The sequence below is a fragment of the Allobosea sp. P4_E12 genome, assembly GCF_056401655.1.
This window is the reverse complement of record NZ_JBFUIY010000004.1, coordinates 300,174-323,388: the sequence shown is the minus strand read 5'-3', so window position 1 is coordinate 323,388 and position 23,215 is coordinate 300,174. Positions and strand designations below refer to the sequence as shown.

Here is a 23,215-nt window from a genome sequence, read left to right as displayed (position 1 = left end):
CCTGTGGTCTGGCGATGAAGCCGGAGCTTACTCGCTGGCGGGCTGCTTCTCGCGGGCCTTCTCGGCGTCGCGGGCAGCCTTGAGCTTCTCGGTCAGATCCTCGCCCGTCTCCTGGTCGACGACCTTCATCGAGAGGCGGATCTTGCCCCGCTCATCCTGGCCGAGGAACTTGACCTTGACCTTGTCGCCTTCCTTGACGACGTCCGAGACCTTCTGGACACGCTGGGCGGCCAGTTCGGAAATGTGAACGAGGCCGTCCTTGGCGCCGAAGAAGTTCACGAAGGCGCCGAACTCCATGATCTTCACCACGGTGCCGTCATAGATCATGCCCGGCTCGGCTTCCGAGACGATCGACTTGATCCACTTGATCGCGGCTTCGATCGACTTGCCGTCGGCCGAGGCGATCTTGATGGTGCCGTCGTCCTCGATGTTCACCTTGGCGCCGGTCTTCTCGACGATCTCGCGGATGACCTTGCCGCCCGAACCGATGACTTCGCGGATCTTGTCGACCGGGATCTTCATCGTCTCGATGCGCGGGGCATATTCGCCGAGCTGGGCGCGCGAGGTGGAGAGCGCCTTGGACATCTCGCCGAGGATGTGGTCACGACCGCCCTTGGCCTGGCCAAGCGCGACCTGCATGATCTCCTCGGTGATGCCGGCGATCTTGATGTCCATCTGCAGCGAGGTGATGCCCGCAGCGGTACCGGCCACTTTGAAGTCCATGTCGCCGAGATGATCCTCATCGCCGAGGATGTCGGAGAGCACCGCGAAGCGCTCACCTTCCAGGATCAGGCCCATGGCGATGCCCGCAACCGGAGCCTTCAGCGGCACGCCGGCATCCATCAGCGCCAGCGAGGTGCCGCAGACGGTGGCCATCGAGGAGGAGCCGTTCGACTCGGTGATCTCCGAGACGACGCGGATCGTGTAGGGGAACTCGCCCTTGGCCGGCAGCATCGGACGGATCGCGCGCCAGGCSAGCTTGCCRTGGCCGATCTCGCGGCGGCCGGGCGAACCCATCCGGCCGGTCTCGCCGACGGAGTAGGGAGGGAAGTTGTAGTGCAGCAGGAAGGTTTCCTTGTAGGTGCCTTCCAGCGAGTCGATGAACTGCTCGTCGTCGCCGGTGCCGAGCGTGGTCACGACCAGCGCCTGGGTTTCGCCGCGGGTGAACAGCGACGAGCCGTGGGTGCGCGGCAGGATGCCAGCTTCCGCCACGATCTTGCGGACCGTCTTGACGTCGCGACCGTCGATGCGGATGCCGTCGTCGAGGATGTTCCAGCGCACGATCTTGGCCTGGGCTTCCTTGAACTGGCCGGCGACCTGTTCCTTGGTGAAGGTCTTCACGCCATCCGGCTCGGCCGAGACCAGCGCCTCGACGACCTTCGCCTTGACGGCGTCGACAGCCTTATAGCGCTCGGCCTTGGCGGTGATCTTGTAGGCGACGCGGAGCTCGGCTTCGCCAACCTTGAGCACGGCGTCGAGGATCGCCGACTGGTCGGCCGGCTGGTAGTCGCGCGGCTCCTTGGCGGCCTTTTCAGCCAGACGGATGATGGCGTCGATCACCGGCTGGAAATGCTTGTGGCCGAACATCACGGCGCCGAGCATGATCTCTTCGGAGAGTTCCTTGGCTTCCGACTCGACCATCAGGACGGCGTCCTGGGTACCGGCGACGACGAGGTCGAGGCCCGATTCCTTGATCTCGTCGACCAGCGGGTTGAGCTTGTAGGCACCGTCGAAATAACCGACGCGGGCGGCGCCGACCGGGCCCATGAAGGGCACGCCGGACAGGGTCAGTGCGGCCGAAGCTGCGACCATCGCAACGATGTCGGGGTCGTTCTCCAGGTCATGCTGGAGCACGGTGCAGACCACCTGGGTGTCGTTCTTGTAGCCGTCGGCGAAAAGCGGGCGGATCGGCCGGTCGATCAGGCGGGAGACCAGGGTCTCCTTCTCGCTCGGGCGGCCTTCGCGCTTGAAGTAGCCGCCCGGGATGCGGCCGGCCGCGAAGGTCTTTTCCTGGTAGTTCACGGTCAGCGGGAAGAAGTCGAAGCCCGGCTTCGGCTCCTTGGCCGAGACGACGGTGGCGAGCACGACGGTCTCACCATAGGTGGCGAGCACGGCGCCGTCGGCCTGGCGGGCGACCTTGCCGGTTTCGAGCACGAGCTTGCGCCCGCCCCAGATCAGCTCTTCGGTTTGGATGTCGAACATGGTTCTCTTTCGGATCGGATGTGGCACACGTCCGGACGTCTCAAGCCCATGGGCAAGACGGCGGAAAGCTCGGGAGACGGTGAGCATTGCGCCCGAGCGCTCGGCGATCCTGCCATGGACGTCGGGGCGTCCGGCGGAGGCCTGCGGCTAAGCCACCCATGCGGCCGCCGCGTTGGAGTCAGGGCGCCGCACCATTGCGGCCAGACCCTGGAGTAGGAGCATCATGTCGCCCGAAAGATGGTTCCCACCTTTCGGCATCATGCTCTGGAAAAACCGCCCGGAACCGATCGGTGCCGGGCGGGAAGCTCTTGCGATCGATCAGCGGCGGATGCCGAGCTTCTCGATCAGCGTCCTGTAGCGCGCTTCGCTCTTGCCCTTGAGATAGTCGAGCAACGAACGGCGCTGCGAAACCAGCTTCAGCAGGCCGCGACGCGAGTGGTTGTCCTTGACATGCGACTTGAAGTGACCGGTCAGGTTGTTGATGCGCTCCGTCAGGATCGCGACCTGGACCTCCGGCGAACCGGTGTCATTCGGCTTGGTGGCATGTTCCTTCACGAGCGCGGTCTTGCGCTCCGGCGTAATCGACATCGTGTGATCCTTCAGTTGAATGTTGATCTGGCGGGCCAGGCCGGGATGTCGTCCAGCAAGGTCCGGAACCCGCAATCCACCTCATCACGGAGGAGATGCGCAGCCAGCCGCAAGGCCGGTTGGCGCGGGATATACACGAATCTGGGTAAAACGCTAGCGCGGCGACGAGGCAGGCCGGGGCAGACCGTGGTCGTAGCGCCTCTGCGCTTCCTCGACCTCGCCGATATGGGTCTCGGCCCAGCGCGTCAATCCGTGCACGGTTGCTGCAAGCGTGCGGCCGAGTTCGGTCAGCGAATACTCGACAGTTACGGGCACGGTGGGGAACGCCTCGCGGCTGATCAACCCATCGCGCTCCAGGCTCCGCAATGTCTGCGACAGCATCTTCTGCGAGATGTTGTCGATGCGTCGGCGCAGCTCGTTGAAGCGCAACGTCCCCTCTCCGAGCAGAATCAGGATCAGCACCGCCCATTTATCGCCGATGCGGTCGAGGACCTGGCGGGTCGGGCATTGGGCGTTGAAGGCGTCCGGGCGTTGCAGCATCGTGGTTTCCCTCAGGTGACCATGTCGCGTGAAAGTGCCTTCTTTACGAGGCTCCACGCTGCCTCCATCTAGTATCGCACAGGATGTTGGTTCCTGTAAGATACTAGCCAAAGGCAGATCTCATGAAAATCGCTCTCATCGGCGCTACCGGCTTCATCGGCTCGCGCCTGCTGGCCGAGCTGTCCGCCCGCGAACACGCGGTTTCGGCGATCACCCGCAACCCCGGAAAGGTCGCAGCGGCGACTGGTGTGACGCCGTTGAAAGGCGACGTCTTCGATCGCGACGGGCTGGCCAGCGTGCTCGCTGGCCATGACGCGGTGATCAGTGCCGTGCATTTCACCGCGAGCGACCCGGCGGTTCTGCTGGCCGCCGTCAAGCAATCCGGCGTGAAGCGCTATCTCGTCGTCGGTGGCGCGGGCAGTCTCGAGGTCGCGCCAGGCAAGCAGCTGTTCGACACGCCGGAGTTCCCGGCGATCTATCTGGCAGAGGCGAAGAAGGGCGGCGCCTTCCTCGAGCTGCTCAAGGGTGAGAGCCAACTGGACTGGACGTTCCTGTCACCCTCGGTGCTGATCCAGCCCGGCCAGCGCACCGGCAAGTTCCGCCTCGGCAGGGATCAGCTTCTGGTCGATGCGCAGGGCAAGAGCGCGATTTCGGCCGAGGACTACGCGATCGCATTGGTCGACGAACTGGAGAAGCCTGCCCACTCGCGCCAGCGCTTCACGGTCGGTTACTGAACCATCGCGAGCAATTCAGGCTTTCTGGTAGTGGCGGCGGCCTGCATCTCGGCCGCCGCCTGGCTCCGGCATGATGCCGGACCCGGCTAGGCCGGAGTTGTTCGATGCCGCCTCGGCGGGCTTCAGGGCGGGCTTCAGGGCGGGCTATGAAAGCCCGTCGCAGTTCAGCTGGAAGTACAAGTCGCCTGTTCGGAGCACCGCCCCTGCGTGACGCTGCACGCTTGCGCGCCACGCAGTTCAGTCTCGTCCCGGCCTGAAGCATCGGCCCGAAAAGTGGATTGCGGCTTTCGGAAAGGCCGACGCAAACCCAGGGGGTTGAATCATGGGATTGGATACGGGATCCGACCGCATGGATTAGAGATTGAAGACCCGGTGCGGCACCAGCTCGCCATTGCTGATCGAGCCAGTGGCGATGAGCACGCCGCCGCTGGTCGCATAGACAGCCTCGGCTTCGATCGGCGCATCGCGACCGCGCAATAGTGCGCTCTGGCCACGCTTCAGCCGCAGGGCCGCATCGCGATGGACCACGATCTCCGGAATGAGCTCAAGCGCTGCTGCGACCGGCCGGAGTGCGCCCTCGGCCTCTTCCTGGCTGCTGCGCAACGTCTCGACGGTCGTCGCCTCGGTCACCGTGAAGGGGCCGACGCGGGTGCGCCTGAGATGGGCGACATGCCCGAGGCAGCCGAGCGCAACGCCGAGATCGCGGGCGATGGCGCGTACATAGGTGCCCTTGCCACATTCGGCCTCGAACGTCGTCGTCGCGCCGTCATGGCTGACGATCGACAGCGCATCGATCTCGACCGGGCGGGGCTGCAGCACCACCTCTTCGCCATCCCGGGCGAGGTCATAGGCGCGCTCGCCGGCGATCTTGATGGCTGAGTATTTGGGGGGCGTTTGCAGGATCGTGCCCGTGAAGCGCGGCAGCAGGGCCGCGATGGCGTATTCCTGCGGGCGTAGCTCCGAGGTCGCAATCACACGGCCTTCGGTATCGTCGGTCTCGGTCTGCGAGCCCCAGGCGACGGTAAACTGATAGGCCTTCCGGCCATCCATGACGAAGGGGACTGTCTTGGTCGCCTCGCCCAGCGCGATCGGCAGCAGGCCTGAAGCGAGGGGGTCGAGCGTGCCGGCATGGCCGGCCTTCTTGGCGCTGAAGGCGCGCTTCACCACGCTGACCGCATGGGTCGAGGTCATGCCGACGGGCTTGTCGAGCACCACCCAACCATGCACGTCGCGCTTCTTCGGGCGGGGCTGCTGCGCGTGCGGAGGCGCCACTGTCTCGCTATTCGTCGTCATGATGGTCGTCTTGGTCGATCTTCAGGGGCTGGCGCAGCGTGTCGCGGCGCACCGAATCGGAATCGAGCAGCGCATCGATGCGTTCGGCCTCCGAGAAGCTCTCATCCTGGCGGAAGCGGATATCGGGCGCGTATTTCAGGTTCACCCGATGGGCGATCTCGCCCCGGATATAGCGCTTGTGGCCATCGAGCGCCTTCAGGACCGGCGCGATGTCATTGCCGCCGAGCGGCATGATGTAGGCCGTCGCGAGCTTGAGATCGGGCGAGAGGCGCACCTCCGGCACGGTGATGACATGCTTCGCCAGCACGTCGTCGTGAATGTCGCCGCGGGCGAGCATCTCGGCCAGTGCGTGACGGATGAGTTCGCCGACGCGCAATTGTCGCTGCGAGGGGCCGCTGGGTTTTGCTGGTCTTGCCATGGTTCTCGATCTCCGGACTCGGACCGGATGAGCGTGGATCGTAGAAACGTCATGGCCGGGCTTGGCCCGGCCATGACGTCAAGGTTCTGCGAAGGAGCGGGCGCTCGTGATCGTCAGGCGGTCGGGACAAGCCCGGCCGCGACGGATCACAGCGTCCGCTTGATCTCCTCGACGCGATAGCACTCGATCACGTCGCCAGCGCGCATGTCCTGATAATTCTCGAAGGACATGCCGCATTCCTGGCCGGCAACCACTTCCTTGGCGTCGTCCTTGAAGCGCTTGAGCTGCGAGAGCTTGCCCTCGTGGACCACGACATTGTCGCGGATCAGGCGGACATTGGCGCCGCGTTCGATCGTGCCGTCGGTGACGCGGCAGCCGGCGATCTTGCCGACCTTCGAGACGTTGAAGATCTCGAGGATCTGGGCATTGCCGAGCATCGTCTCGCGCAGGGTCGGAGCCAGCAGGCCCGACATCGCCGCCTTCACGTCATCCACGAGGTTGTAGATGATGTTGTAGTAGCGGATTTCGACGCCGGCCCGTTCGGCCGCCTCGCGCGCTTCCTTGTGGGCACGCACGTTGAAGCCGATCACAGCCGCGCCGGAAGCCTGGGCGAGCGTGATATCGGATTCGGTGATGCCGCCGACACCCGACTGCAGCACGCGTGCGCGCACCTCGTCGTTGCCGACCTTCTCGAGCGTGCCGACGATGGCCTCGACCGAACCCTGCACGTCGCCCTTGACGACGAGCGGGAATTCCTTGCGGCCAGCGCCTTCCTTGAGGTCGCGCATCATCTCCGCGAGCGAGCGGCCCGCTGCCGATCCACCGCCACGAGCTGCGATCCGGTCGCGCTTCTGACGCTCACGGTAATCGGTGACCTCGCGGGCACGCGCTTCGGATTCGACAACCGCGACGCGGTCGCCGGCCTCAGGCGTGCCGTTGAATCCGAGAACCTCGACCGGCAGCGACGGGGGCGCCTCCTTGATCTGGGCACCGGTGTCGCCGATCAGGGCGCGCACCCGGCCCCATTCCGAGCCCGCCACGACGATGTCGCCGGTGCGCAGCGTGCCGCGCTGGACGAGCACGGTCGCGACCGGGCCGCGGCCGCGATCGAGCTTCGCCTCGATCACGGTGCCTTCGGCAGCGCGATCGGGATTGGCCTTGAGATCGAGCAGTTCAGCCTGCAGGGAGATAGCCTCGAGAAGCTTGTCGAGGTTCTGGCCGGTCTTGGCCGAAACCTCGATTTCCAGCGTTTCGCCGCCCAGCGTCTCGACCTGGATCTCGTATTGCAGCAGCTCGGACCGCACGCGGTCCGGGTTGGCGTCGGGCTTGTCGATCTTGTTGATCGCCACGATCAGCGGGACCTTGGCCGCCTTGGCGTGGTTGATGGCCTCGACCGTCTGCGGCATCACGCCGTCGTCGGCTGCCACCACGAGAACGACGATATCCGTCACCTTGGCACCACGGGCACGCATCGCCGTGAAGGCGGCGTGGCCCGGGGTATCGATGAAGGTCACCTTCGAGCCGGTCGGCGTCGTCACCTGATAGGCGCCGATATGCTGGGTGATGCCACCGGCCTCGCCGGTCACGACATGGGTCTGGCGGATCGCATCGAGCAGCGAGGTCTTGCCGTGGTCGACATGGCCCATGATGGTCACGACCGGGGGACGCTGGATCAGCATCTCATCGGTGTCGGGCGTATCGAACAGGCCTTCTTCGACGTCGGATTCGGCGACGCGCTTGACGGTGTGGCCCATTTCCTCGGCCACGAGCTGAGCAGTGTCGGCGTCGATCACGTCGGTGATCTTGTGCATCGCGCCCTGCTTCATCAGCAGGCGGATGACGTCGACGCCACGCTCGGTCATGCGGTTGGCGAGTTCCTGGATGGTGATCGTCTCGGGGATGATCACCTCGCGCATCACGCGTTCCTTGGCGACGTCCGAGGCACGGTGCCCGGTCATGCGCTGGACGCGACGGCGGAAGGCTGCAACCGACCGTGTCCGCTCGTCATCACCGCCGGTAGCGGTCGAGAGCGTCAGGCGGCCACGCGGCTTCTCACCGGCCTTGGGCGTCTTCGGGGCGGGAGTCGGCGCGCCGCGATTGGCAGCGCCGGGAGCGCCGCCGGGGCGACGGAACGCGGGCCTGGCCTCACCATCATCGGGGCGGCTGCGCGGGGCGCCGGCCGAAGGGGCCTGACGGGCCGGGCGGACGACGGCCGGCTCTGCGGGAGCGCTCGGATCACCGGCACGGGGGGGACGCGGTGCGTCGACCCGGGCAGGACGCGAGTCGAGCCGCGGCGGACGTGCACCGACGTCGCGCATCTGCGGACGTGCGCCACCGAACTCGCGCGGACCGGATGCGGGCCGTGCGGCGGGAGCATAGGTTGAAGGCTGGGACGGCTGCGCCTGCTGCTGCGGCGGAGCGGATGGAGCCGGGGCCGAGACCTGCTCACGCGGCTGCTGGGGGGCTGCCGGACGGGCGGCCTGGGCATCATCGCGCTGACGAGCGGCGACTTCGGCGCGACGCTTCTGCTCGTCTTCTTGACGACGGCGCTCTTCTTCCTCGCGCTGGCGAGCAAGAGCTGCCTCGCGCTCGGCCCGTTCGCGTTCTGCAACAAGCGCACGCTGGCGGGCTTCCTCTTCGGCCTGACGGCGCTCGTCGAGCTCACGGGCTCGCGAGTCGGACAGGGCGCGCTGACGCGCATCCTTCTCGTCGTCCGAGAGGGTGCGCAGCAGCATGCCGCCTGGCTTCGGAGCTGCGGGAGCCGGCTGGGGTACGACCGGACGCGGGGCAGCGGGCTGCACCGCGGGCTGCGGCGCACGAGCCACCGGCGCTTCCTTGACTTCGGGCCCACCGACGCGGCGCTTGACCTCGACGACGACCTGCTTCGAGCGCCCATGCGAGAAGCTTTGCCGAACCGTGCTCTGCTCGATCGGCCGCTTCAGCGTTAGGGTCTTCGGAGGGCTGACCGTCAAAGTCTTGTCGCCCGGGTTTTTGGTATCGCTCATTCCGCTTTCGGTCCTGCCGGTTCGGTCGTGTGTTCGTCTGTCTCGTCGAAATCCGTCGGGCTTTCCGGGCCCAACGCACCGGCATCGCCCATCCGGTAACGGACGAGCCGACGCCAGCGGGAGAGGAAACCCTCGGCCGCCGGTCCCGGAGCAAGGGCCGCATGTATCACATGTGACCGCCCCAACGCCAATTCCAAATCAGCCGCCGCGAATTCCGCGACGACAGGTGTGTTTCGGACCTTCAGCCCATCCTCGGCTCGCGCTGCCGCAACCCGCTTGAGAGCCTGTCCTATCTTGCGTCGGCCATCCTCGGCGCCATCGCTGGCTTCGATCACCGCGGCGAGACGCCCCGATCCGATAGAAGCCTCGACCTTGGCAAAGCCGGACGAAACCAGTCCCGCCTTGTTGGCCATGGCCAGCGCCTGGACTGCATCGCGATGCATCAAGCCATCGATCATAGCCGCAAGATCAGGCGGTATCATGACCTTGGTCTTGAGCGAGCGCTCGAAGGCCTTGCGCTTGATCGCCTCGGCGACCGTGGCCGCGCTGAGGCTCGTCCAGACGCCGCGGCCCGGAAGCTTGCGGCGCAAATCCGGCGTGAGAACCCCGTCGGGGCTGACCACGAACCGGATCAGATCCTCCGGCGCCTTGACCATGCGGGTCACGACGCAGCTGCGCTCAGGGCCGTCCTTGTGCGCGGGCCGCGCCGATTCCGGCCTTTTCATCACGCGCGCCTGACTCAGGCCTCGGCCGCTTCGCTGTCGGCCTCGGGCTCCTCAGCGGGAGCTTCGACCCAGCCCGCCTTGATGCGCGCGGCCATGATGATGGCCTCTGCATCCTGGCGCGACAGGTCGAACCCGTCGAGATAGCCGGAATGGCGTGTGCTCTCGCCATCCTTGCGTTCGGTCCAGCCGACGAGATCGTCAGTCGCGCAGCCCGCCAGATCCTCGACGGACTTCACATCGTTCTCGCCGAGCGCGACCATCATCGATGTGGTGATGCCCTCGACTTCGCGCAATGCGTCCTCGACACCCAGAGCACGACGCTTGTCGTCGAGCTCGGCTTCGACCGTCGCTAGGTATTCCTGAGCGCGCGACTGGATCTCGCCCGCCGTTTCCTCGTCGAAGCCTTCGATCGTGGCCAGTTCGGCGAGGTCGACGTAAGCGACCTCCTCGACCGAACGGAAGCCTTCCGAGGCCAGCAGCTGGCCGACGGTCTCGTCGACATTCAGCGCGTTCATGAAGGTCTCGGTGCGCTGCAGGAATTCCTTCTGGCGGCGCTCCGATTCCTCGGCCTCGGTCAGGATGTCGATATCCCAGCCGGTCAGCTGCGAGGCGAGGCGAACATTCTGACCGCGGCGGCCGATGGCGAGCGAGAGCTGCTCGTCGGGAACCACGACCTCGATCTTGTCGGCCTCTTCGTCGAGCACGACCTTCGCGACTTCAGCCGGCTGCAGTGCATTGACGACAAATGTCGCGACATCCGGCGACCACGGAATGATGTCGATCTTCTCGCCCTGCAGCTCGSCSACGACGGCCTGCACGCGCGAGCCCCTCATGCCGACGCAGGCGCCGACGGGATCGATCGAGGAATCGCGGCTGATCACGGCGATCTTGGCACGCGAGCCTGGGTCGCGGGCGACAGCCTTCACCTCGACGATGCCGTCATAGATCTCCGGCACTTCCTGGCCGAACAGCTTGGCCATGAACTGCGGATGCGTGCGCGACAGGAAGATCTGCGGGCCACGCGGCTCGCGGCGCACGTCGTAGACATAGGCGCGTGCGCGGTCGCCGACCTTGAAGGTCTCGCGCGGGATCATCTCGTCGCGACGGATGATGGCTTCACCGCGGCCGAGATCGACGAAGACATTGCCGTACTCGACGCGCTTCACTGCGCCGTTGACGATCTCGCCGATGCGATCCTTGTACTCGTCATACTGGCGATCGCGCTCGGCCTCGCGCACCTTCTGCACGATGACCTGCTTGGCCGATTGAGCGGCGATGCGGCCGAAATCGAAGGGCGGCAGCGGATCGGAGATGACGTCGCCGACCTGGGCTGCCGGATTGTGGCGCTTGGCTTCGGCGAGCGTGATCTCGGTCGAGGTGTTCTCGACCTGCTCAACGACCTGCAGGTGGCGCGCCAGGCGAAGTTCGCCCGACTTGGTGTTGATCTCGGCATGAACGTCGGTCTCGGCGCCGTAGCGCGAGCGAGCGGCCTTGGCGATGGCGTCCTGCATCGCGTCGACGACGATCTGCCGATCGATCGATTTCTCGCGGGCGACGGCATCCGCGATCTGCAGCAGTTCGAGCCTGTTGGCGCTAACAGCCATGACGCTCACTCCTCTTCGTTGTCGTTCTGCGGAGCCGGCTTGGGCTGTGTGCCCGGGCGCGGTCCCAGTGATTTGCCCCTGCCCTTCTTCGGGCTGGCGATCTCGTCCGCCGGCGGCATCTCGGGCGGCAGGCCAGACTTGCCCCGCCGCAGTGATTCGGTGACCAGGGCGTCGGTCAGAACAAGCCGCGCTTCGCCAATGGCGTTCATCGGAATCGCGACGTCGCGCTCTTCCTCGGTCTTCGCATCGTCGCGCGAGAGCAGGGCCGTATCGCCCTCGACGCCGCGCAGGATGCCGCGGAAGCGCTTGCGGCCGCCGACCAGCTCGTGCGTGTCGATCTTGGCAAGGTGACCGGACCAGCGCGCAAAATCGCTCGGGCGCACCAGCGGCCGGTCGATCCCCGGCGACGACACCTCGAGATGATACGCGGCCTGGATGGGATCGTCGACGTCGAGCGCCGGCGAAACCGCCTGGCTCACCGCCTCGCAACCCTCGACGGTCATCGTGCCGTCCGGGAGTTCGGCCATGATCTGCACGGTGCAACCGTTCTGGCCGGAGACGCGCACGCGCACCAGCCTGTAGCCGAGATCGATGATCGCCGGCTCGATGATGGCAGCGACACGCGCGGCCACACCGCTTTCGGTCACTACGCGCCTGTCCTGATCTGCTGCTGTCGGCTCGTTCATGTTCGGACTGCCTGCCTTCGCTCCGGCAGGGCTTGCGGCCAACAAAAAAGAGCGGGCCGGCCGGCCCGCTCTTGATCATCGGCTTACACCGAAACCAGAGCTGTTGCGTCGCTATTTAGTCCGCAACGGCCGGGCATGCAAGATCAAAGCTGCCCTGGCAGGGAGCAGGGTGTCGAAAGGAACGCCATGTAACGGCAATGGTGCTTCCATTCCGCGCCCGGCTTTATGCAATTGCGCTAACCGGCTGGTCATTCTTCTCGTCTAGCGTCGGCCAATGGTGCGTAAAGAGGTTGCGTAATGAGTTCGGTCAGCGCGCTGTTGCGTGATCTTGAAGCGACGATGTCGCGAGGCTCGGGCGATGAGCGCGTCCAGATCCTGATGCGTCTGACCGATCTCTTCGTCAGCACGGCCGCGACGATGGGCGATGACCAGATCAGCGTCTTCGACGTGGTGATCGGCAGGCTTGCCCGCGCCATTGAAACCCGCGCGCGGGTCGAATTGTCCGAGCGGCTGTCCATCGTGCCGAATGCGCCAGGCGGCGTGGTGCGCCAGCTTGCGCTCGACGAGATCGCGGTTGCGCGGCCGGTTTTGGTGGGCTCACCCGTGCTGTCCGATCAGGATCTGGTTGCGATCTCCGCCGCAAAGGGGCGCGACCATATGCTCGCGATCACCGAGCGTCCGTATCTCGCCGAGCCGGTGACTGATTTCCTGATCCTGCGGGGCGGTCGTGTCGTGACCCACGCGGTTGCGGCCAACCAATCCGCCCGCTTCTCGCGGCATGGCATGGGCGTGCTGGTGATGCGTGCGGTCCAGGATGACGGCTTGCAGGCGACGCTGGGAACCCGGAGCGACATCCCGGCAGAGCTGGTCGAGCAATTGACGTTGGCTGCGAAGAATTCGGCGCGTCGCAGGCTCGCTGCGACGTTCGAGCCGGCAATGGGCGGAGCCGTCGACCGCGCGGTGGAGCGCAGCGCCGATGCGGTCGCCGCACAAGACCAGCTTCAGGACGATCTCGGCAAGTTCAGCGCTGCGCTGGCCGATATCAAGGCCTTCCATGATGAGGGCAGACTCGACGAGGCCAAGGTCGCCGAGCTCGCCGCTTCGGGCGCAATCGAACACGCCATCTGCGGCGTCGCCATCCTGGCGAGGCTCGGCCTGCAGGCGACGGAGCAGATCATCCTCGGCCCGGATCGCGACGCGGTGCTGCTCGTCGGCCGGGGGCTTGGCTGGTCCTGGGAGACTACTCGCGCCCTGATCACCCTGCGCAAGGGCGATGGCAAATCGGCACCTGCGGTCGAGCGGGCCCGCCAGAACTTCCGCAACCTGACGCCGGTGACGGCGCAGCGGGTGCTCGGCTTCCTCAGGATGCGCGACGGCGTGCAGTGAGATAGCTCGGTACGCGCCCGGCAGCGATGGCCTTGGCCTCGTAACGCGTGCGGATCCAGCCCGGATAGGGTTGGCGCCAGTCGTCGGCGCGCTCATCGGCCCAGTCGAAATCCGGTGAGTGCAGCAGCCGCGACAAGGTCCAGCCGACATAGTCGTCGATATCGCTGGCGAAGCGGAAACGCCCACCCTTCCTCAGCGCCCGCGCGAACAGGGCGAGCGTCCGCTCCGAGACGAAACGGCGCTTGCGTTGCCTGCGCTTCGGCCAGGGATCGGGATAGAGCAGGTCGATCGCATCGAGGCCGCCTTCCGGCAGGCGCGGCAGCATCAGCGCGGCATCGCCATCCCAGAGCCGGACGTTGGTGAGGCCTTCCCGCTCGATCACCGCCAGGAACTTCGCCATGCCATTGACGAAGGGCTCGCAGCCGATGAAGCCGATCTCCGGACTCTCTCGCATGCGGGAGAGCAGATGCTCGCCGCCGCCAAAGCCGATCTCCAGCCGCACCGCCTCGACCGGCTTGGGAAACAATGCCTTCAGATCCAGGATCGCGCCTTCGGGCAGGCGCAGCCGTGGCAGGGTGCCCTCGATCAGCACGCTCTGACCTTCGCGTAGAGGCTTGCCCTTGCGCCGGCCGAAGAAGGCTCGTTCGAGATCTCTCTCCAGGTCTCGTTCTTCGCTCATGATCCCAAAACCCCGTCGTCACCGGCGAAAGCAAAAGGCCGGAGCGAGATCGCTCCGGCCTCTCCGGGATCCGGTAGACCGAACCCCGTCATAACATCCGCGCTGGATCAGGCTACGGCCTTCTTCAGCGTGTCGATCAGGTCGGTCTTCTCCCAGGAGAAGCTGCCGTCGCGACCGGCCTTCCGGCCGAAATGGCCATAGGAGGCAGACTTCGCGTAGATCGGCTTGTTGAGGTTGAGATGGGTCCGGATGCCGCGCGGGCTGAGATCCATCACCTCGCCCAGAGCCTTTTCGAGCTTGGCCTCGTCGACCTTGCCAGTGCCATGCAGGTCGACATAGATCGAGAGCGGCTTGGCAACGCCGATGGCGTAGGAGAGCTGGATCGTGCAGCGCTCGGCGAGCTTGGCGGCAACCACGTTCTTGGCGAGGTAGCGCGCAGCATAGGCAGCCGAACGATCGACCTTGGTCGGGTCCTTGCCGGAGAACGCGCCGCCGCCATGCGGGGCAGCGCCGCCATAGGTGTCGACGATGATCTTGCGGCCGGTCAGGCCGGCATCGCCATCAGGACCGCCGATCACGAACTTGCCGGTCGGATTGACGTGCCAGACGGTGTCCTTCGAGATCCAGCCCTCAGGCAGCGTCTCGCGGATATGCGGCTCGACGATCTTGCGGACATCCGCAGAGCTCAGCGAGTCGTCGAGATGCTGGGTCGAGAGCACGATCTGCGTGACGCCGACCGGCTTGCCGTTCTCGTATTTGACGGTGACCTGGCTCTTGGCATCGGGGCCGAGCTTGGCGGCCGGTCCTTCACCCGCATGGCGGGCCTTGGCCAGGACTTCGAGGATCTTGTGGGCGTAGTAGATCGGCGCCGGCATCAGCTCGGGCGTCTCGCGGCAGGCGTAGCCGAACATGATGCCCTGATCGCCCGCGCCTTCTTCCTTGTTGCCGGCGGCGTCGACGCCCTGGGCAATGTCGGCCGATTGCGAGTGCAGCAGCACGTCGATCTTGCACTTCTTCCAGTGGAAGCCGTCCTGCTCGTAGCCGATCGCGCGGATCGCCTTGCGGGCCGCCGACTTGACCTTGCTCTTCAGCGCCTTCTCGTCGAGCGAGGTGCGGACCTCACCGGCGATGACGACGCGGTTCGTCGTGGCCAGGGTCTCGCAAGCGACGCGCACCTGGGCCGGATCCATCCCTGCCTTGACGGCCTCCTTGAAGAACAGATCGACGACCTCGTCGGAAATCCGGTCGCAAACCTTGTCAGGATGACCTTCGGAAACGGACTCGCTGGTGAAGAGATAGTTCTGGCGTGACACGGACGAAGGATCCTTCATGCACGGACAAGCTGGTGGCCGCCAGCACGGACCCTGCCGGTGCGGGGCGCAGCGTTCTTGCAGCGAACGTGTTCGCCGTCAAGCGCTCAAATCCGTTTATCGGGAGAAACGTTCGTCAAGACGAACGCCGAGACGCTTCAATCAGGGCTTTTCAGCGTGTTCCTCGGCAATGGCCTCAACCAGATCGATAACCCGGCGTCGAACCTGCCCATTTTTAATGCGCACGAAGGCCTTGGTGAGTTGCACGCCTTCGCTGGTCGCCAGGAAATCCGAAATATAGGTCGTGGAGGCGGCGTCCGAGAAGCCTCCCGACGGCATGTCGCCGGACGGGGCGCCCTCGAAGAAAAAGGAGACCGGCACATCCAGCATCTTGGCGATTTGCTGCAAGCGGCTGGCGCTGATGCGGTTTGCGCCCTTCTCGTATTTCTGAACCTGCTGGAAGGTCAGCCCAAGTGCTTCACCAAGCTTTTCCTGGCTGACGCCGGCAAGCATGCGGCGCATCCGGACGCGGCTGCCAACATGGCGATCGATCGGATTGGGGATTTTCTTCAGCATGGATCGACGGGCCTCGGATCAGGGGCATTCTGCCGAAGCCGCAATCCGGCAGTGTCCTATGGTCAAACACAATACACTAGTTTCAACTAAATTGCTTCTTAAACGACATCTTCTGCGCTGGGAATAGTTCCAGTTGGAATTATTTTGAAAGTCGCAACCGCGAGATGAGCAAGAATATTACAACAAGGCCTGCAAAAATGACATCCCCGAGCTGCGCGTAAGGCGTAACAGAGGCGTGACTGGGCAGGGCCGAGTCGAGCACCCCCTCGCTCCCCAGCGGCAGGCTGCCGGTGATCCGGCCATAGGCGTCGATCACGGCGGATATGCCGGTATTGGCGACGCGCACCAGGGGCAATCCCTGCTCGACGGCCCGCAACCGGGCCTGGGCGAGATGCTGGTAAGGACCGCTCGTCTGACCGAACCAGCCGTCATTCGTGAGATTGAGCATGAAGCCGGGTCTGGGGCCCTGCGGCATCACCTCGCCGGGAAACACGGCCTCATAGCAGATCAGCGATGCGACCGGCGGCAAGCCGCGCACGGTGAGCGGTGTCCGGCGTGCGCCGGCCGTGAAACCGCCGGGAACGGCGACGAATTCGGACAGTCCGACACTGCGGATCAGCGTCTCGAGGAACGCGGGCAAGTACTCCCCGAACGGCACGAGATGGACCTTGTCATAGCTCGCGACGATCACGCCCTGATCGTCGACAACCTGGACCGAATTGAAGATCGGCGGCCGACTTTCGCCCGGCAGCGTTTCGCCGGCGCGGGCTGCGCCGGTGATCAAGGTTGTGTTCGGCGGCAGCAGGGCCGCGATCCGCGACAGCGCGCCCGGGGTTCGTCCGAGCAGGAAAGGGAAGGCCGATTCCGGCCAGATCAGATGGGTGACGTCCTGGACGCCCAGAGTCGTGGGACTTGTCGCCCGGTCGCTGAGCGCAAGATAGCGGTTGAGGATCGCTTCGCCGTTGCGCGGATTGAACTTGGCGTCCTGCGGCAGATTGGGCTGCATCAGGCGAAGTTTCACGCCGGGGACGGTGGGCGATGGCGCGGCGGGAATGCGCCAAGCACCAAAGCCGAGCAGCCCGCACAGGACCGCGAGCGCCAGAACTGGCGCCTGCCAGCGCTCCGGGCCCGGCTTGCCGGTGCCGAGCATCGCCGGCGCTGCGCCGAGCGCGACCGCCACCAAGGTCAGGCCGTAAAGGCCGGCGACTGAGGCGAACTGCGCAATCCATGGTTGACCGGCCAGCATCATGCCGTAGACGTTCCAGGGAAAGCCCGTCAGCACATGCCCGCGCAGCCACTCGCTCAAGGCGAGCGCGACAGCAAGGATGAGGATGCGGCCGCCGCCATGTGGCCAGACCAGGCGGGCGGCACCGAAGGCCAGGGCGGGAAAGACGGCGAGGAAGGCGGGCAGGGCAATGACGCCGAGCGGCATGGCCCAGGCGAATTTGTCGGCCTCGACAAGAAAGGCAGCACCAAGCCACCACAGTCCTGCGAGAAAGAAGCCAAAACCCCACCACCAGCCGGCAGCCATGGCGGCGCGGAAGCGCGCCCCGCGACTTGTGCCGACTGCGCCGTCGATCAGCCAGACCGCAATGGTCATCGGCACGACGATCAGTGGCCAGAGATCGAGGGGCGGCAGGGCGAGGGCGCCGCTGGCGCCGGCGACGAGCGCGATCAGGCGCTTCGGCCAGCCCCAGGCGAGGATGACCCTGTCGGCCAGGGCGGCAAGGCGCATCAGCCGGGATCCGTCGTCGCAGGAGCCTCGGAGACGGTGGGAACATTCCGATGGATGCGCAGCCGCTTGATGCGGCGCGGGTCGGCGTCGAGAATCTCGAAGGCCAGCCCCTCGGGCCCCTGGATCAGCTCGCCCCGTGCCGGGACGTGCCCGGCGAGCGTGACGATGAGCCCGCCGAGCGTGTCGACGTCCTCGGCGACGTCAGTCTCGGAAAGGTCGATCCCGGTTGCGTCCTTCAGGTCTTCGAGTGTCGCGCGGGCATCGGCGGTGAAACGGTTCTCGCCAGCCACCGCGATCGTCGGCGCGGTGTCGAGATCATGCTCGTCCTCGATATCGCCGACCACGATCTCGACCAGGTCCTCGATCGAGACCAGGCCATCGGTGCCGCCATATTCATCGATGACGAGGGCGATATGTGTGCGGGTGGCCTGCATCCTGACCAGCAGATCGACGGCAGGCATCGACGGCGGCACATAGAGCACGGGCCGCAGGATCTTGGCCGAAGCCAGAGTGACGGAAAGATCGATCGCGCCGAGATTGGGGCCGGCCGTTCCGGGCTGCGCGCCGCGGCGACCGGGTTTGGCCCGGGCTGCGATGAAATCGAGAAAATCGCGGATATGGACCATGCCGCGGGGGTCATCGAGCGTCTCGCCATAGACCGGGAGGCGCGAATGGCCGGCGGTGCGGAACAGGGCCAGCAATTCGCCGAGTGTTGCCTCGGACTGGACCGCGATGATGTCGGCGCGCGGGACCATGACATCGGCGATGCGGCGCTCGCGCAGGCTCAGAACATTGGAGAGCATGGCCCGCTCCTGCGGGCTCAGATCGGCGAGCTGCCCGCTCCCCTGGGCGAGCGCTTCGGTGATGTCCTCGCGAATCGTTGCCCCGTTCCGCAGGCCCAGCCGGTCGAGGAAATGGCTCAGCCATTGTGCCAGGCCGCGACTGGGAGGTTCACTTGGGGAGGGTCTACTGTCGTCGCTCATGGTACGGGGTGATCTGCCTTGGTCTGTGCCGCTGGAGCGGCTTCTGGTTCGGTGCCGGCATAGGGATTGGCGATGCCGAGGCTCGCGAGCGCGGCGATCTCGAGCCCTTCCATCCGCGTCGCTTCGGCTTCGGTCTCGTGATCCTCGCCCAGCACGTGCAGGAGGCCGTGGATGACGAGATGGCTGAGATGGTCGCCCATGCTCTTGCCTTCGCTCTCGGCTTCGCGCGCAACGGTTTCATAGGCCAGCACGATATCGCCGAGGACGGGGCTCGAGCCTATGCGCTCCGGCGTGGCGGCTGGAAAGGAGAGCACATTCGTCGCCTTGTCGAAGCCACGCCAGTCGCGATTGACGATGCGGATGCGCTTGTCGTCGGTGAAGAGAAGGCTCAGCTCTGCTTCGGCCAGCGGCTTGATGGCGGCGACGGTGAGCGCCGCTTCCGTTGCCCGGGCGACGCGCTCGCGCAGATCCGCGAGCTCGCGCCAGCGGCGCGACTGCAGGCGGATGTCGATCGCGAGGCTTTGCGTTCGCGGCGCTGCGCGCCGCGAACGAGGTCGATCGTTCATCGCGGCCTCTCCCGCGACAATGTGCGCCGCAGACCCTCGCTGTGGTCTTCAGGCGCCGCCTCGGCGACGACGGACCGGGCACGCTCCTCGCGCTCATCCCGCTCTCGGCGGGAAGCATCCTCGTAAGCCATCACGATGCGGCGCACGAGATCGTGCCGGACCACGTCGCCTTCCTCGAAGCGGGCATGGCCGACGCCCTCCACATCGGCCAAGAGCCTCACGGCCTCGACCAATCCCGAGCGCTGTCCCGACGGCAGATCGATCTGGCTCGGATCGCCCGTGATGATCATGCGCGAGCCCTCGCCGAGCCGGGTGAGGAACATCTTCATCTGCACGGAGGTCGCATTCTGAGCCTCGTCGAGCAGCACGACCGCATTGGTCAGGGTCCGTCCGCGCATGAAAGCGAGCGGAGCGATCTCGATCATGCCGGTCTGCAGGGCGCGCTCGACATGCCGCGCCTCCATGAAGTCGTTCAGCGCGTCATAGATCGGGCGCAGATAGGGATCGACCTTCTCGCGCATGTCGCCGGGCAGGAAGCCGAGGCGTTCGCCAGCCTCGACGGCCGGACGTGACAGCACCATGCGCTCGACCACGCCCTGCTCGATCAGCGAGACGGCATGCCCGACCGCGAGCCAGGTCTTGCCGGTGCCGGCCGGCCCCTCCGCGAGCACGAGCTCGTGGCGCTTGAGCTGGCGCAGATATGCATCCTGCGCCGCATTCCGGGCCCGCACCGGCCCACGCTTGCGGGTGACGATCGCCTCGAACGAGGCCTTGCCGGTATTTTCCGCCGGGAACAGCGAACGCTGGATGTTGCTTTCCTCGATGGCTCCGTCGACCTCGCCGAGATTGAGCGGAGCGCCCGCCTTGGCGCGGGTATAGAGCGTCTTCAGCACGCGCCCGGCCTGCTCGGCCGTCTCGCGCGGGCCCTTGACGGTGACATGGTTGCCGTTCGGGCTGATCACGACACCGAGCCGGCGCTCAAGATGAGCCAGATTCTGGTCGTATTGACCGAAGACCAGACTGGCCAGCCGGTTATCCTCGAAGGACAACACGACTTCCGTGGCGGGGACCCCGTCGCGTGTCAGGCTCTCGACACGTGGCGATGCGCCCTCGCGGCGCGGCTCTCGATCGGATCTCGGGGTCACCTGGTCAGTCTGTGCCAATAGAGTCGTCTCCCTGGCGCGCGTGCCCGGCCGAACAGGGGCGTGAGGCCGGGTAGTCCTTCGGCATATCCGGACGCGTCGATCTCATCCTGATGACAGGCATTGAGAGCTGGCTCGAAAGCTGGACCTGGTGATCTGGCGGTCACGCGGCGAGCCCCTCTGGCCCGGCCTCGCGGCCGAACAGCGAATTGGAGCCAGCCCGTTCGATCAGCACCTTCACCATGTCGCCAATCTGATTCGCCTTGGTGTCGATCTGCACAGCCTGAAGGTATGGCGATTTCCCTGCAAGCTGTCCGGGGTGACGTCCGGCACGTTCCAACAGGACATCGACGGTGCGGCCGACCATGGCGTGGTTGAAGGCCTGCCGGTGATGCTCGACGCGCTCCTGCAGGCGCTGCAGCCGTTCGCTCATCTCTTCCGGGGCGATCTGGTGCTCCAGCTCGGCCGCGGGCGTGCCCGGACGGGGCGAGTATTTGAAGGTGTAGCTCGAAGCGAAGCCGATATCCTCGACCAGCCGCAGCGTCTCGGAGAAATCCGCCTCGGTCTCGCCGGGGAAGCCGACGATGAAGTCGGAGGACAACGCGATATCGGGCCGCGCCTTGCGCACGCGCTCGATCAACAGGCGATACTCGTCCGCCGTGTGCTTGCGATTCATGGCTGCCAGGATGCGGTCCGAGCCCGCCTGCACCGGCAGGTGCAGGAACGGCATGACCTGCGGCAGGTCGCGATGGGCGGCGATCAAATCGTCGTCCATGTCGCGCGGGTGGCTCGTCGTATAGCGAATGCGGGCAATGCCAGCGATCTCGGCGACGCGGTGCATCAGCCGCGCCAGGCCCCAGATCTGCCCGTCGGGGCCTTCGCCATGATAGGCATTGACGTTCTGGCCGATCAGCGTGACGTCGCGCACGCCGGCATCCGCCAGTCGCTCGATCTCACTGACGAGTGCCGTGACCGGCCGCGAGAATTCGGCGCCCCGCGTATAGGGGACGACGCAGAAGGCGCAGAACTTGTCGCAGCCTTCCTGGATGGTGACGAAAGCCGAGATGCCGCGGCCCCGGATGGCCGCAGGTTTCGGCGCTGGCAGAAAGCCAAACTTGTCGTCGATCGGCAGGTCCGTGTCGACGACGCGCTTGCGCTTCGCCTCCGCCAGCAGCTCCGGCAGCCGGTGATAGGCTTGCGGGCCGACGACGAGGTCCACGGCAGGCTGCCGGCGCTGGATTTCCGCGCCTTCAGCCTGGGCAACGCAGCCGGCGACGACGATTCTCGTCTCCTGGCCGGCCGCGTTCTGGCCGTTCTTCAGGTCGCGCAGCTTGCCGAGCTCGGTATAGACCTTCTGCACCGCGCGGTCGCGGATATGACAGGTGTTGAGCAGGATGAGGTCCGCGCCTTCCGGCGCCGCCGTCTCCTCGTAGCCTTGCGCGGCAAGGATGTCGGCCATGCGCTGCCCGTCATAGACGTTCATCTGGCAGCCGAAGGACTTGATGTGGACTTTCTTCATCGTTTCGGATCGGGTCTCCAAACCGTCTCCTTACTCTGGATCGCGCGCCGTGAAAATGACCTCGCGCTATGCGTCCTTCACAAAGCAACATCCGCGCCAATACGCGCAATGACCTTCACGAGACCGGCCGTCCTGTCACCGCCTCGCGACGAGCGCGGCGGATCGCCTGCTCCGCCCGCCGGGTCGCGACCTTCCGCGAGGTCTCGTGGCCCATGCGGATCGGCTCGCCCCATGCGAGCTCAACGTCGATCGCACCGGAGTTGAGCATCGCTTTAAGATGGGGTGCGAGCTCCGTATCGCCATACCACGCCAGCGACGAACGCTCGACGCGTCCGCCCGCCATCCCGTGAAAGCCGGTATAGGTGATCGAGAGCGGATAGACGGTGATGTCGCCGTTATTGTCATTGCGGCCGAGCGCTTCGTGAACGGCGCCGAGCAGGGAAGACCGCAGCGGCAATGTTCTCGTGCCGTCGCCCGTGGTGCCTTCGGCAAAGAGCACCACGGCCTGCCCGTCGGAAATTCGCTTGCCCATCTCGGCGGTGATGCCGGCGGTTGCGGTCTTGCGCGTTCGGTCGATGAACAGCGTGCGCTGCACTGCGGCCAGGAAGCCGATCACCGGCCAGGTCGCAACCTCGGCCTTGGCAACAAAGGAAAGCGGCTGCGCGGCGCCGATCACCGGAATGTCGAGCCAGGAGACATGGTTAGCGACGATCAGTCCGCCTGCGCCCTTCGGCGGCGGGGTGCCGCGGACATGACGCCGGACACCGAGGCAGGTGCAGGCCAGCCGATGAAACCACAGCGGCACGGTCCAGCCATGGCGTGGCCCAAGGCGCAATGCGACGAGCTGCACCGGGACAAGCGCGGCAGTGCCGAGACCGAGCAGGACGAGCCGCAGGATCGCGCCGGGGCGTAGACCATTCATGCGGGGCGTGGCTCCCGTCGCGCGGATCGCGAAAGTGTGAAGGACAGAAATCCGGTGCGCTTCATGGACGACGTGGCTGCCGCTGTCACGCGAGATCGAGCCGCATGGTGACGGCGGTGGCACGCGTGCCGTCGGCCTTGGGATAGTAGCCCTTGCGCCGCCCGACCTCGCGAAAGCCGAAATGCCGGTAGAGCCGGTCGGCAGCGGCGTTGCCGTCTTCCACCTCGAGATAGACATGGGCGACGCCCATGCCAGCGAGTTGGCTGAGATGGGCCGAGAGCAATGCACGACCAAGTCCGCTGCCGCGTTGGCGGGGCGAGACGACGATGCTCAGGATCTCGGCCTCGTCCACGGCCCGTCGAGACATCACGAAGCCGGCGGGGTTAGGCTCGTTGCCGGCGAACACGCCGTCGGCGACGACGGCGCTGTCCACCAGAAGCCCCGCGCATTCTCCGGGCTCCCAGCCGCGGGCGAAGCCGCCGAGATGATGAAGTGCCGCAACATGGCGTGCATGCCGCACGTCGAGGCGCGCTGTTCGCGCCGGCGCAGCGTGAGGGTGCAGAAGTTTACGCAGCCAATCCATGCCGCTTGATCGCATGTTC

General features: G+C 65.8%; 21 protein-coding genes. 2 read left to right on the top strand and 19 right to left on the bottom strand.

Annotated features, from left to right (window positions below):
- Window positions 1-27: 27 nt before the first annotated feature.
- From pnp to AC1DW9_RS07090, 3 genes are all read right to left on the bottom strand, one after another.
- Complete coding sequence (gene pnp, locus AC1DW9_RS07100; protein WP_441492029.1) at window positions 28-2,202, bottom strand: polyribonucleotide nucleotidyltransferase; 2,175 nt, start codon at window positions 2,200-2,202, stop codon at window positions 28-30.
- Between the two features lie 318 nt (window positions 2,203-2,520).
- Entirely contained in the window at window positions 2,521-2,790 is a 270-nt protein-coding gene (rpsO, locus tag AC1DW9_RS07095) for a 30S ribosomal protein S15 (protein WP_043239192.1), read from the bottom strand.
- A gap of 153 nt (window positions 2,791-2,943) precedes the next feature.
- Window positions 2,944-3,330 (bottom strand): winged helix-turn-helix transcriptional regulator, encoded by a 387-nt coding sequence (locus AC1DW9_RS07090; RefSeq protein ID WP_441492028.1) that lies wholly within the window; start codon window positions 3,328-3,330, stop codon window positions 2,944-2,946.
- A gap of 122 nt (window positions 3,331-3,452) precedes the next feature.
- On the opposite strand from AC1DW9_RS07090, the gene AC1DW9_RS07085 reads away from it, so the two are divergent.
- On the top strand, window positions 3,453-4,064 hold the full coding sequence (locus tag AC1DW9_RS07085) for an NAD(P)-dependent oxidoreductase (RefSeq protein ID WP_476775121.1): 612 nt from the start codon (window positions 3,453-3,455) through the stop codon (window positions 4,062-4,064).
- A gap of 354 nt (window positions 4,065-4,418) precedes the next feature.
- Here AC1DW9_RS07085 and truB read toward each other — a convergent pair whose 3' ends face one another.
- The 6 genes from truB to rimP form a co-directional block, all read right to left on the bottom strand.
- On the bottom strand, window positions 4,419-5,357 hold the full coding sequence (gene truB / locus AC1DW9_RS07080; protein ID WP_476767842.1) for a tRNA pseudouridine(55) synthase TruB: 939 nt from the start codon (window positions 5,355-5,357) through the stop codon (window positions 4,419-4,421).
- Window positions 5,344-5,775: a 30S ribosome-binding factor RbfA gene (gene rbfA, locus AC1DW9_RS07075; protein WP_441492025.1), complete on the bottom strand. Its 432-nt coding sequence runs from the start codon at window positions 5,773-5,775 to the stop codon at window positions 5,344-5,346. The genes truB and rbfA overlap by 14 nt, the downstream gene beginning before the upstream one ends.
- Before the next feature lie 146 nt (window positions 5,776-5,921).
- The gene (gene infB / locus AC1DW9_RS07070; RefSeq protein WP_441505094.1) at window positions 5,922-8,780 is read right to left on the bottom strand and encodes a translation initiation factor IF-2; all 2,859 of its coding nucleotides are present in this window, start codon (window positions 8,778-8,780) and stop codon (window positions 5,922-5,924) included.
- Window positions 8,777-9,505 carry an RNA-binding protein gene (locus tag AC1DW9_RS07065; RefSeq protein WP_441492023.1) on the bottom strand — a complete coding sequence of 243 codons (729 nt, stop codon included), beginning with the start codon at window positions 9,503-9,505 and terminating at the stop codon, window positions 8,777-8,779. The genes infB and AC1DW9_RS07065 overlap by 4 nt, the downstream gene beginning before the upstream one ends.
- Before the next feature lie 14 nt (window positions 9,506-9,519).
- On the bottom strand, window positions 9,520-11,109 hold the full coding sequence (gene nusA / locus AC1DW9_RS07060) for a transcription termination factor NusA (RefSeq protein ID WP_476855059.1): 1,590 nt from the start codon (window positions 11,107-11,109) through the stop codon (window positions 9,520-9,522).
- Window positions 11,110-11,114: 5 nt separating this feature from the next.
- Window positions 11,115-11,795 (bottom strand): ribosome maturation factor RimP, encoded by a 681-nt coding sequence (gene rimP, locus AC1DW9_RS07055; protein ID WP_441492022.1) that lies wholly within the window; start codon window positions 11,793-11,795, stop codon window positions 11,115-11,117.
- Between the two features lie 297 nt (window positions 11,796-12,092).
- On the opposite strand from rimP, the gene AC1DW9_RS07050 reads away from it, so the two are divergent.
- The gene (locus tag AC1DW9_RS07050; RefSeq protein WP_441492021.1) at window positions 12,093-13,181 is read left to right on the top strand and encodes a DUF2336 domain-containing protein; all 1,089 of its coding nucleotides are present in this window, start codon (window positions 12,093-12,095) and stop codon (window positions 13,179-13,181) included.
- Here AC1DW9_RS07050 and trmB read toward each other — a convergent pair.
- The 10 genes from trmB to AC1DW9_RS07000 all read right to left on the bottom strand — a co-directional run bounded on the left by trmB (window position 13,156) and on the right by AC1DW9_RS07000 (window position 23,196).
- Window positions 13,156-13,860, bottom strand: coding sequence for a tRNA (guanine(46)-N(7))-methyltransferase TrmB (trmB, locus tag AC1DW9_RS07045; RefSeq protein WP_476767838.1), 705 nt, complete (start codon window positions 13,858-13,860; stop codon window positions 13,156-13,158). The genes AC1DW9_RS07050 and trmB overlap by 26 nt on opposite strands.
- Window positions 13,861-13,967: 107 nt before the next feature.
- Complete coding sequence (metK, locus tag AC1DW9_RS07040) at window positions 13,968-15,173, bottom strand: methionine adenosyltransferase (RefSeq protein ID WP_441492019.1); 1,206 nt, start codon at window positions 15,171-15,173, stop codon at window positions 13,968-13,970.
- A gap of 159 nt (window positions 15,174-15,332) precedes the next feature.
- Window positions 15,333-15,746: a helix-turn-helix domain-containing protein gene (locus tag AC1DW9_RS07035; protein WP_069878567.1), complete on the bottom strand. Its 414-nt coding sequence runs from the start codon at window positions 15,744-15,746 to the stop codon at window positions 15,333-15,335.
- A gap of 139 nt (window positions 15,747-15,885) precedes the next feature.
- Window positions 15,886-17,481, bottom strand: a complete 1,596-nt coding sequence (gene lnt, locus AC1DW9_RS07030) for an apolipoprotein N-acyltransferase (RefSeq protein ID WP_476770852.1) — start codon at window positions 17,479-17,481, stop codon at window positions 15,886-15,888.
- Window positions 17,481-18,464 carry a hemolysin family protein gene (locus AC1DW9_RS07025; RefSeq protein WP_441492017.1) on the bottom strand — a complete coding sequence of 328 codons (984 nt, stop codon included), beginning with the start codon at window positions 18,462-18,464 and terminating at the stop codon, window positions 17,481-17,483. Before AC1DW9_RS07025 ends, lnt begins: the two co-directional genes overlap by 1 nt.
- Window positions 18,461-19,030 (bottom strand): rRNA maturation RNase YbeY, encoded by a 570-nt coding sequence (ybeY, locus tag AC1DW9_RS07020; RefSeq protein ID WP_441492016.1) that lies wholly within the window; start codon window positions 19,028-19,030, stop codon window positions 18,461-18,463. Before ybeY ends, AC1DW9_RS07025 begins: the two co-directional genes overlap by 4 nt.
- Window positions 19,027-20,115 (bottom strand): PhoH family protein, encoded by a 1,089-nt coding sequence (locus tag AC1DW9_RS07015; protein ID WP_476775131.1) that lies wholly within the window; start codon window positions 20,113-20,115, stop codon window positions 19,027-19,029. Before AC1DW9_RS07015 ends, ybeY begins: the two co-directional genes overlap by 4 nt.
- A gap of 220 nt (window positions 20,116-20,335) precedes the next feature.
- Window positions 20,336-21,691, bottom strand: coding sequence for a tRNA (N6-isopentenyl adenosine(37)-C2)-methylthiotransferase MiaB (gene miaB / locus AC1DW9_RS07010; RefSeq protein WP_476775118.1), 1,356 nt, complete (start codon window positions 21,689-21,691; stop codon window positions 20,336-20,338).
- 115 nt (window positions 21,692-21,806) lie between these two features.
- Window positions 21,807-22,613, bottom strand: coding sequence for a lysophospholipid acyltransferase family protein (locus tag AC1DW9_RS07005; RefSeq protein ID WP_476775117.1), 807 nt, complete (start codon window positions 22,611-22,613; stop codon window positions 21,807-21,809).
- 85 nt (window positions 22,614-22,698) lie between these two features.
- Window positions 22,699-23,196: a GNAT family N-acetyltransferase gene (locus AC1DW9_RS07000; RefSeq protein WP_476775116.1), complete on the bottom strand. Its 498-nt coding sequence runs from the start codon at window positions 23,194-23,196 to the stop codon at window positions 22,699-22,701.
- Window positions 23,197-23,215: the final 19 nt, after the last annotated feature.

Coding starts and splice junctions, on each gene's coding strand:
- AC1DW9_RS07065 (WP_441492023.1), bottom strand. CDS start 9,505: ATGAAAAGGCCGGAATCGGCGCGGCCCGCGCACAAGGACGGCCCTGAG.
- AC1DW9_RS07090 (WP_441492028.1), bottom strand. CDS start 3,330: ATGCTGCAACGCCCGGACGCCTTCAACGCCCAATGCCCGACCCGCCAG.
- AC1DW9_RS07035 (WP_069878567.1), bottom strand. CDS start 15,746: ATGCTGAAGAAAATCCCCAATCCGATCGATCGCCATGTTGGCAGCCGC.
- AC1DW9_RS07085 (WP_476775121.1), top strand. CDS start 3,453: ATGAAAATCGCTCTCATCGGCGCTACCGGCTTCATCGGCTCGCGCCTG.
- truB (WP_476767842.1), bottom strand. CDS start 5,357: ATGACGACGAATAGCGAGACAGTGGCGCCTCCGCACGCGCAGCAGCCC.
- rimP (WP_441492022.1), bottom strand. CDS start 11,795: ATGAACGAGCCGACAGCAGCAGATCAGGACAGGCGCGTAGTGACCGAA.
- lnt (WP_476770852.1), bottom strand. CDS start 17,481: ATGCGCCTTGCCGCCCTGGCCGACAGGGTCATCCTCGCCTGGGGCTGG.
- rpsO (WP_043239192.1), bottom strand. CDS start 2,790: ATGTCGATTACGCCGGAGCGCAAGACCGCGCTCGTGAAGGAACATGCC.
- AC1DW9_RS07050 (WP_441492021.1), top strand. CDS start 12,093: ATGAGTTCGGTCAGCGCGCTGTTGCGTGATCTTGAAGCGACGATGTCG.
- rbfA (WP_441492025.1), bottom strand. CDS start 5,775: ATGGCAAGACCAGCAAAACCCAGCGGCCCCTCGCAGCGACAATTGCGC.
- ybeY (WP_441492016.1), bottom strand. CDS start 19,030: ATGAACGATCGACCTCGTTCGCGGCGCGCAGCGCCGCGAACGCAAAGC.
- trmB (WP_476767838.1), bottom strand. CDS start 13,860: ATGAGCGAAGAACGAGACCTGGAGAGAGATCTCGAACGAGCCTTCTTC.
- AC1DW9_RS07005 (WP_476775117.1), bottom strand. CDS start 22,613: ATGAATGGTCTACGCCCCGGCGCGATCCTGCGGCTCGTCCTGCTCGGT.
- AC1DW9_RS07025 (WP_441492017.1), bottom strand. CDS start 18,464: ATGAGCGACGACAGTAGACCCTCCCCAAGTGAACCTCCCAGTCGCGGC.
- AC1DW9_RS07000 (WP_476775116.1), bottom strand. CDS start 23,196: ATGGATTGGCTGCGTAAACTTCTGCACCCTCACGCTGCGCCGGCGCGA.
- infB (WP_441505094.1), bottom strand. CDS start 8,780: ATGAGCGATACCAAAAACCCGGGCGACAAGACTTTGACGGTCAGCCCT.
- miaB (WP_476775118.1), bottom strand. CDS start 21,691: ATGAAGAAAGTCCACATCAAGTCCTTCGGCTGCCAGATGAACGTCTAT.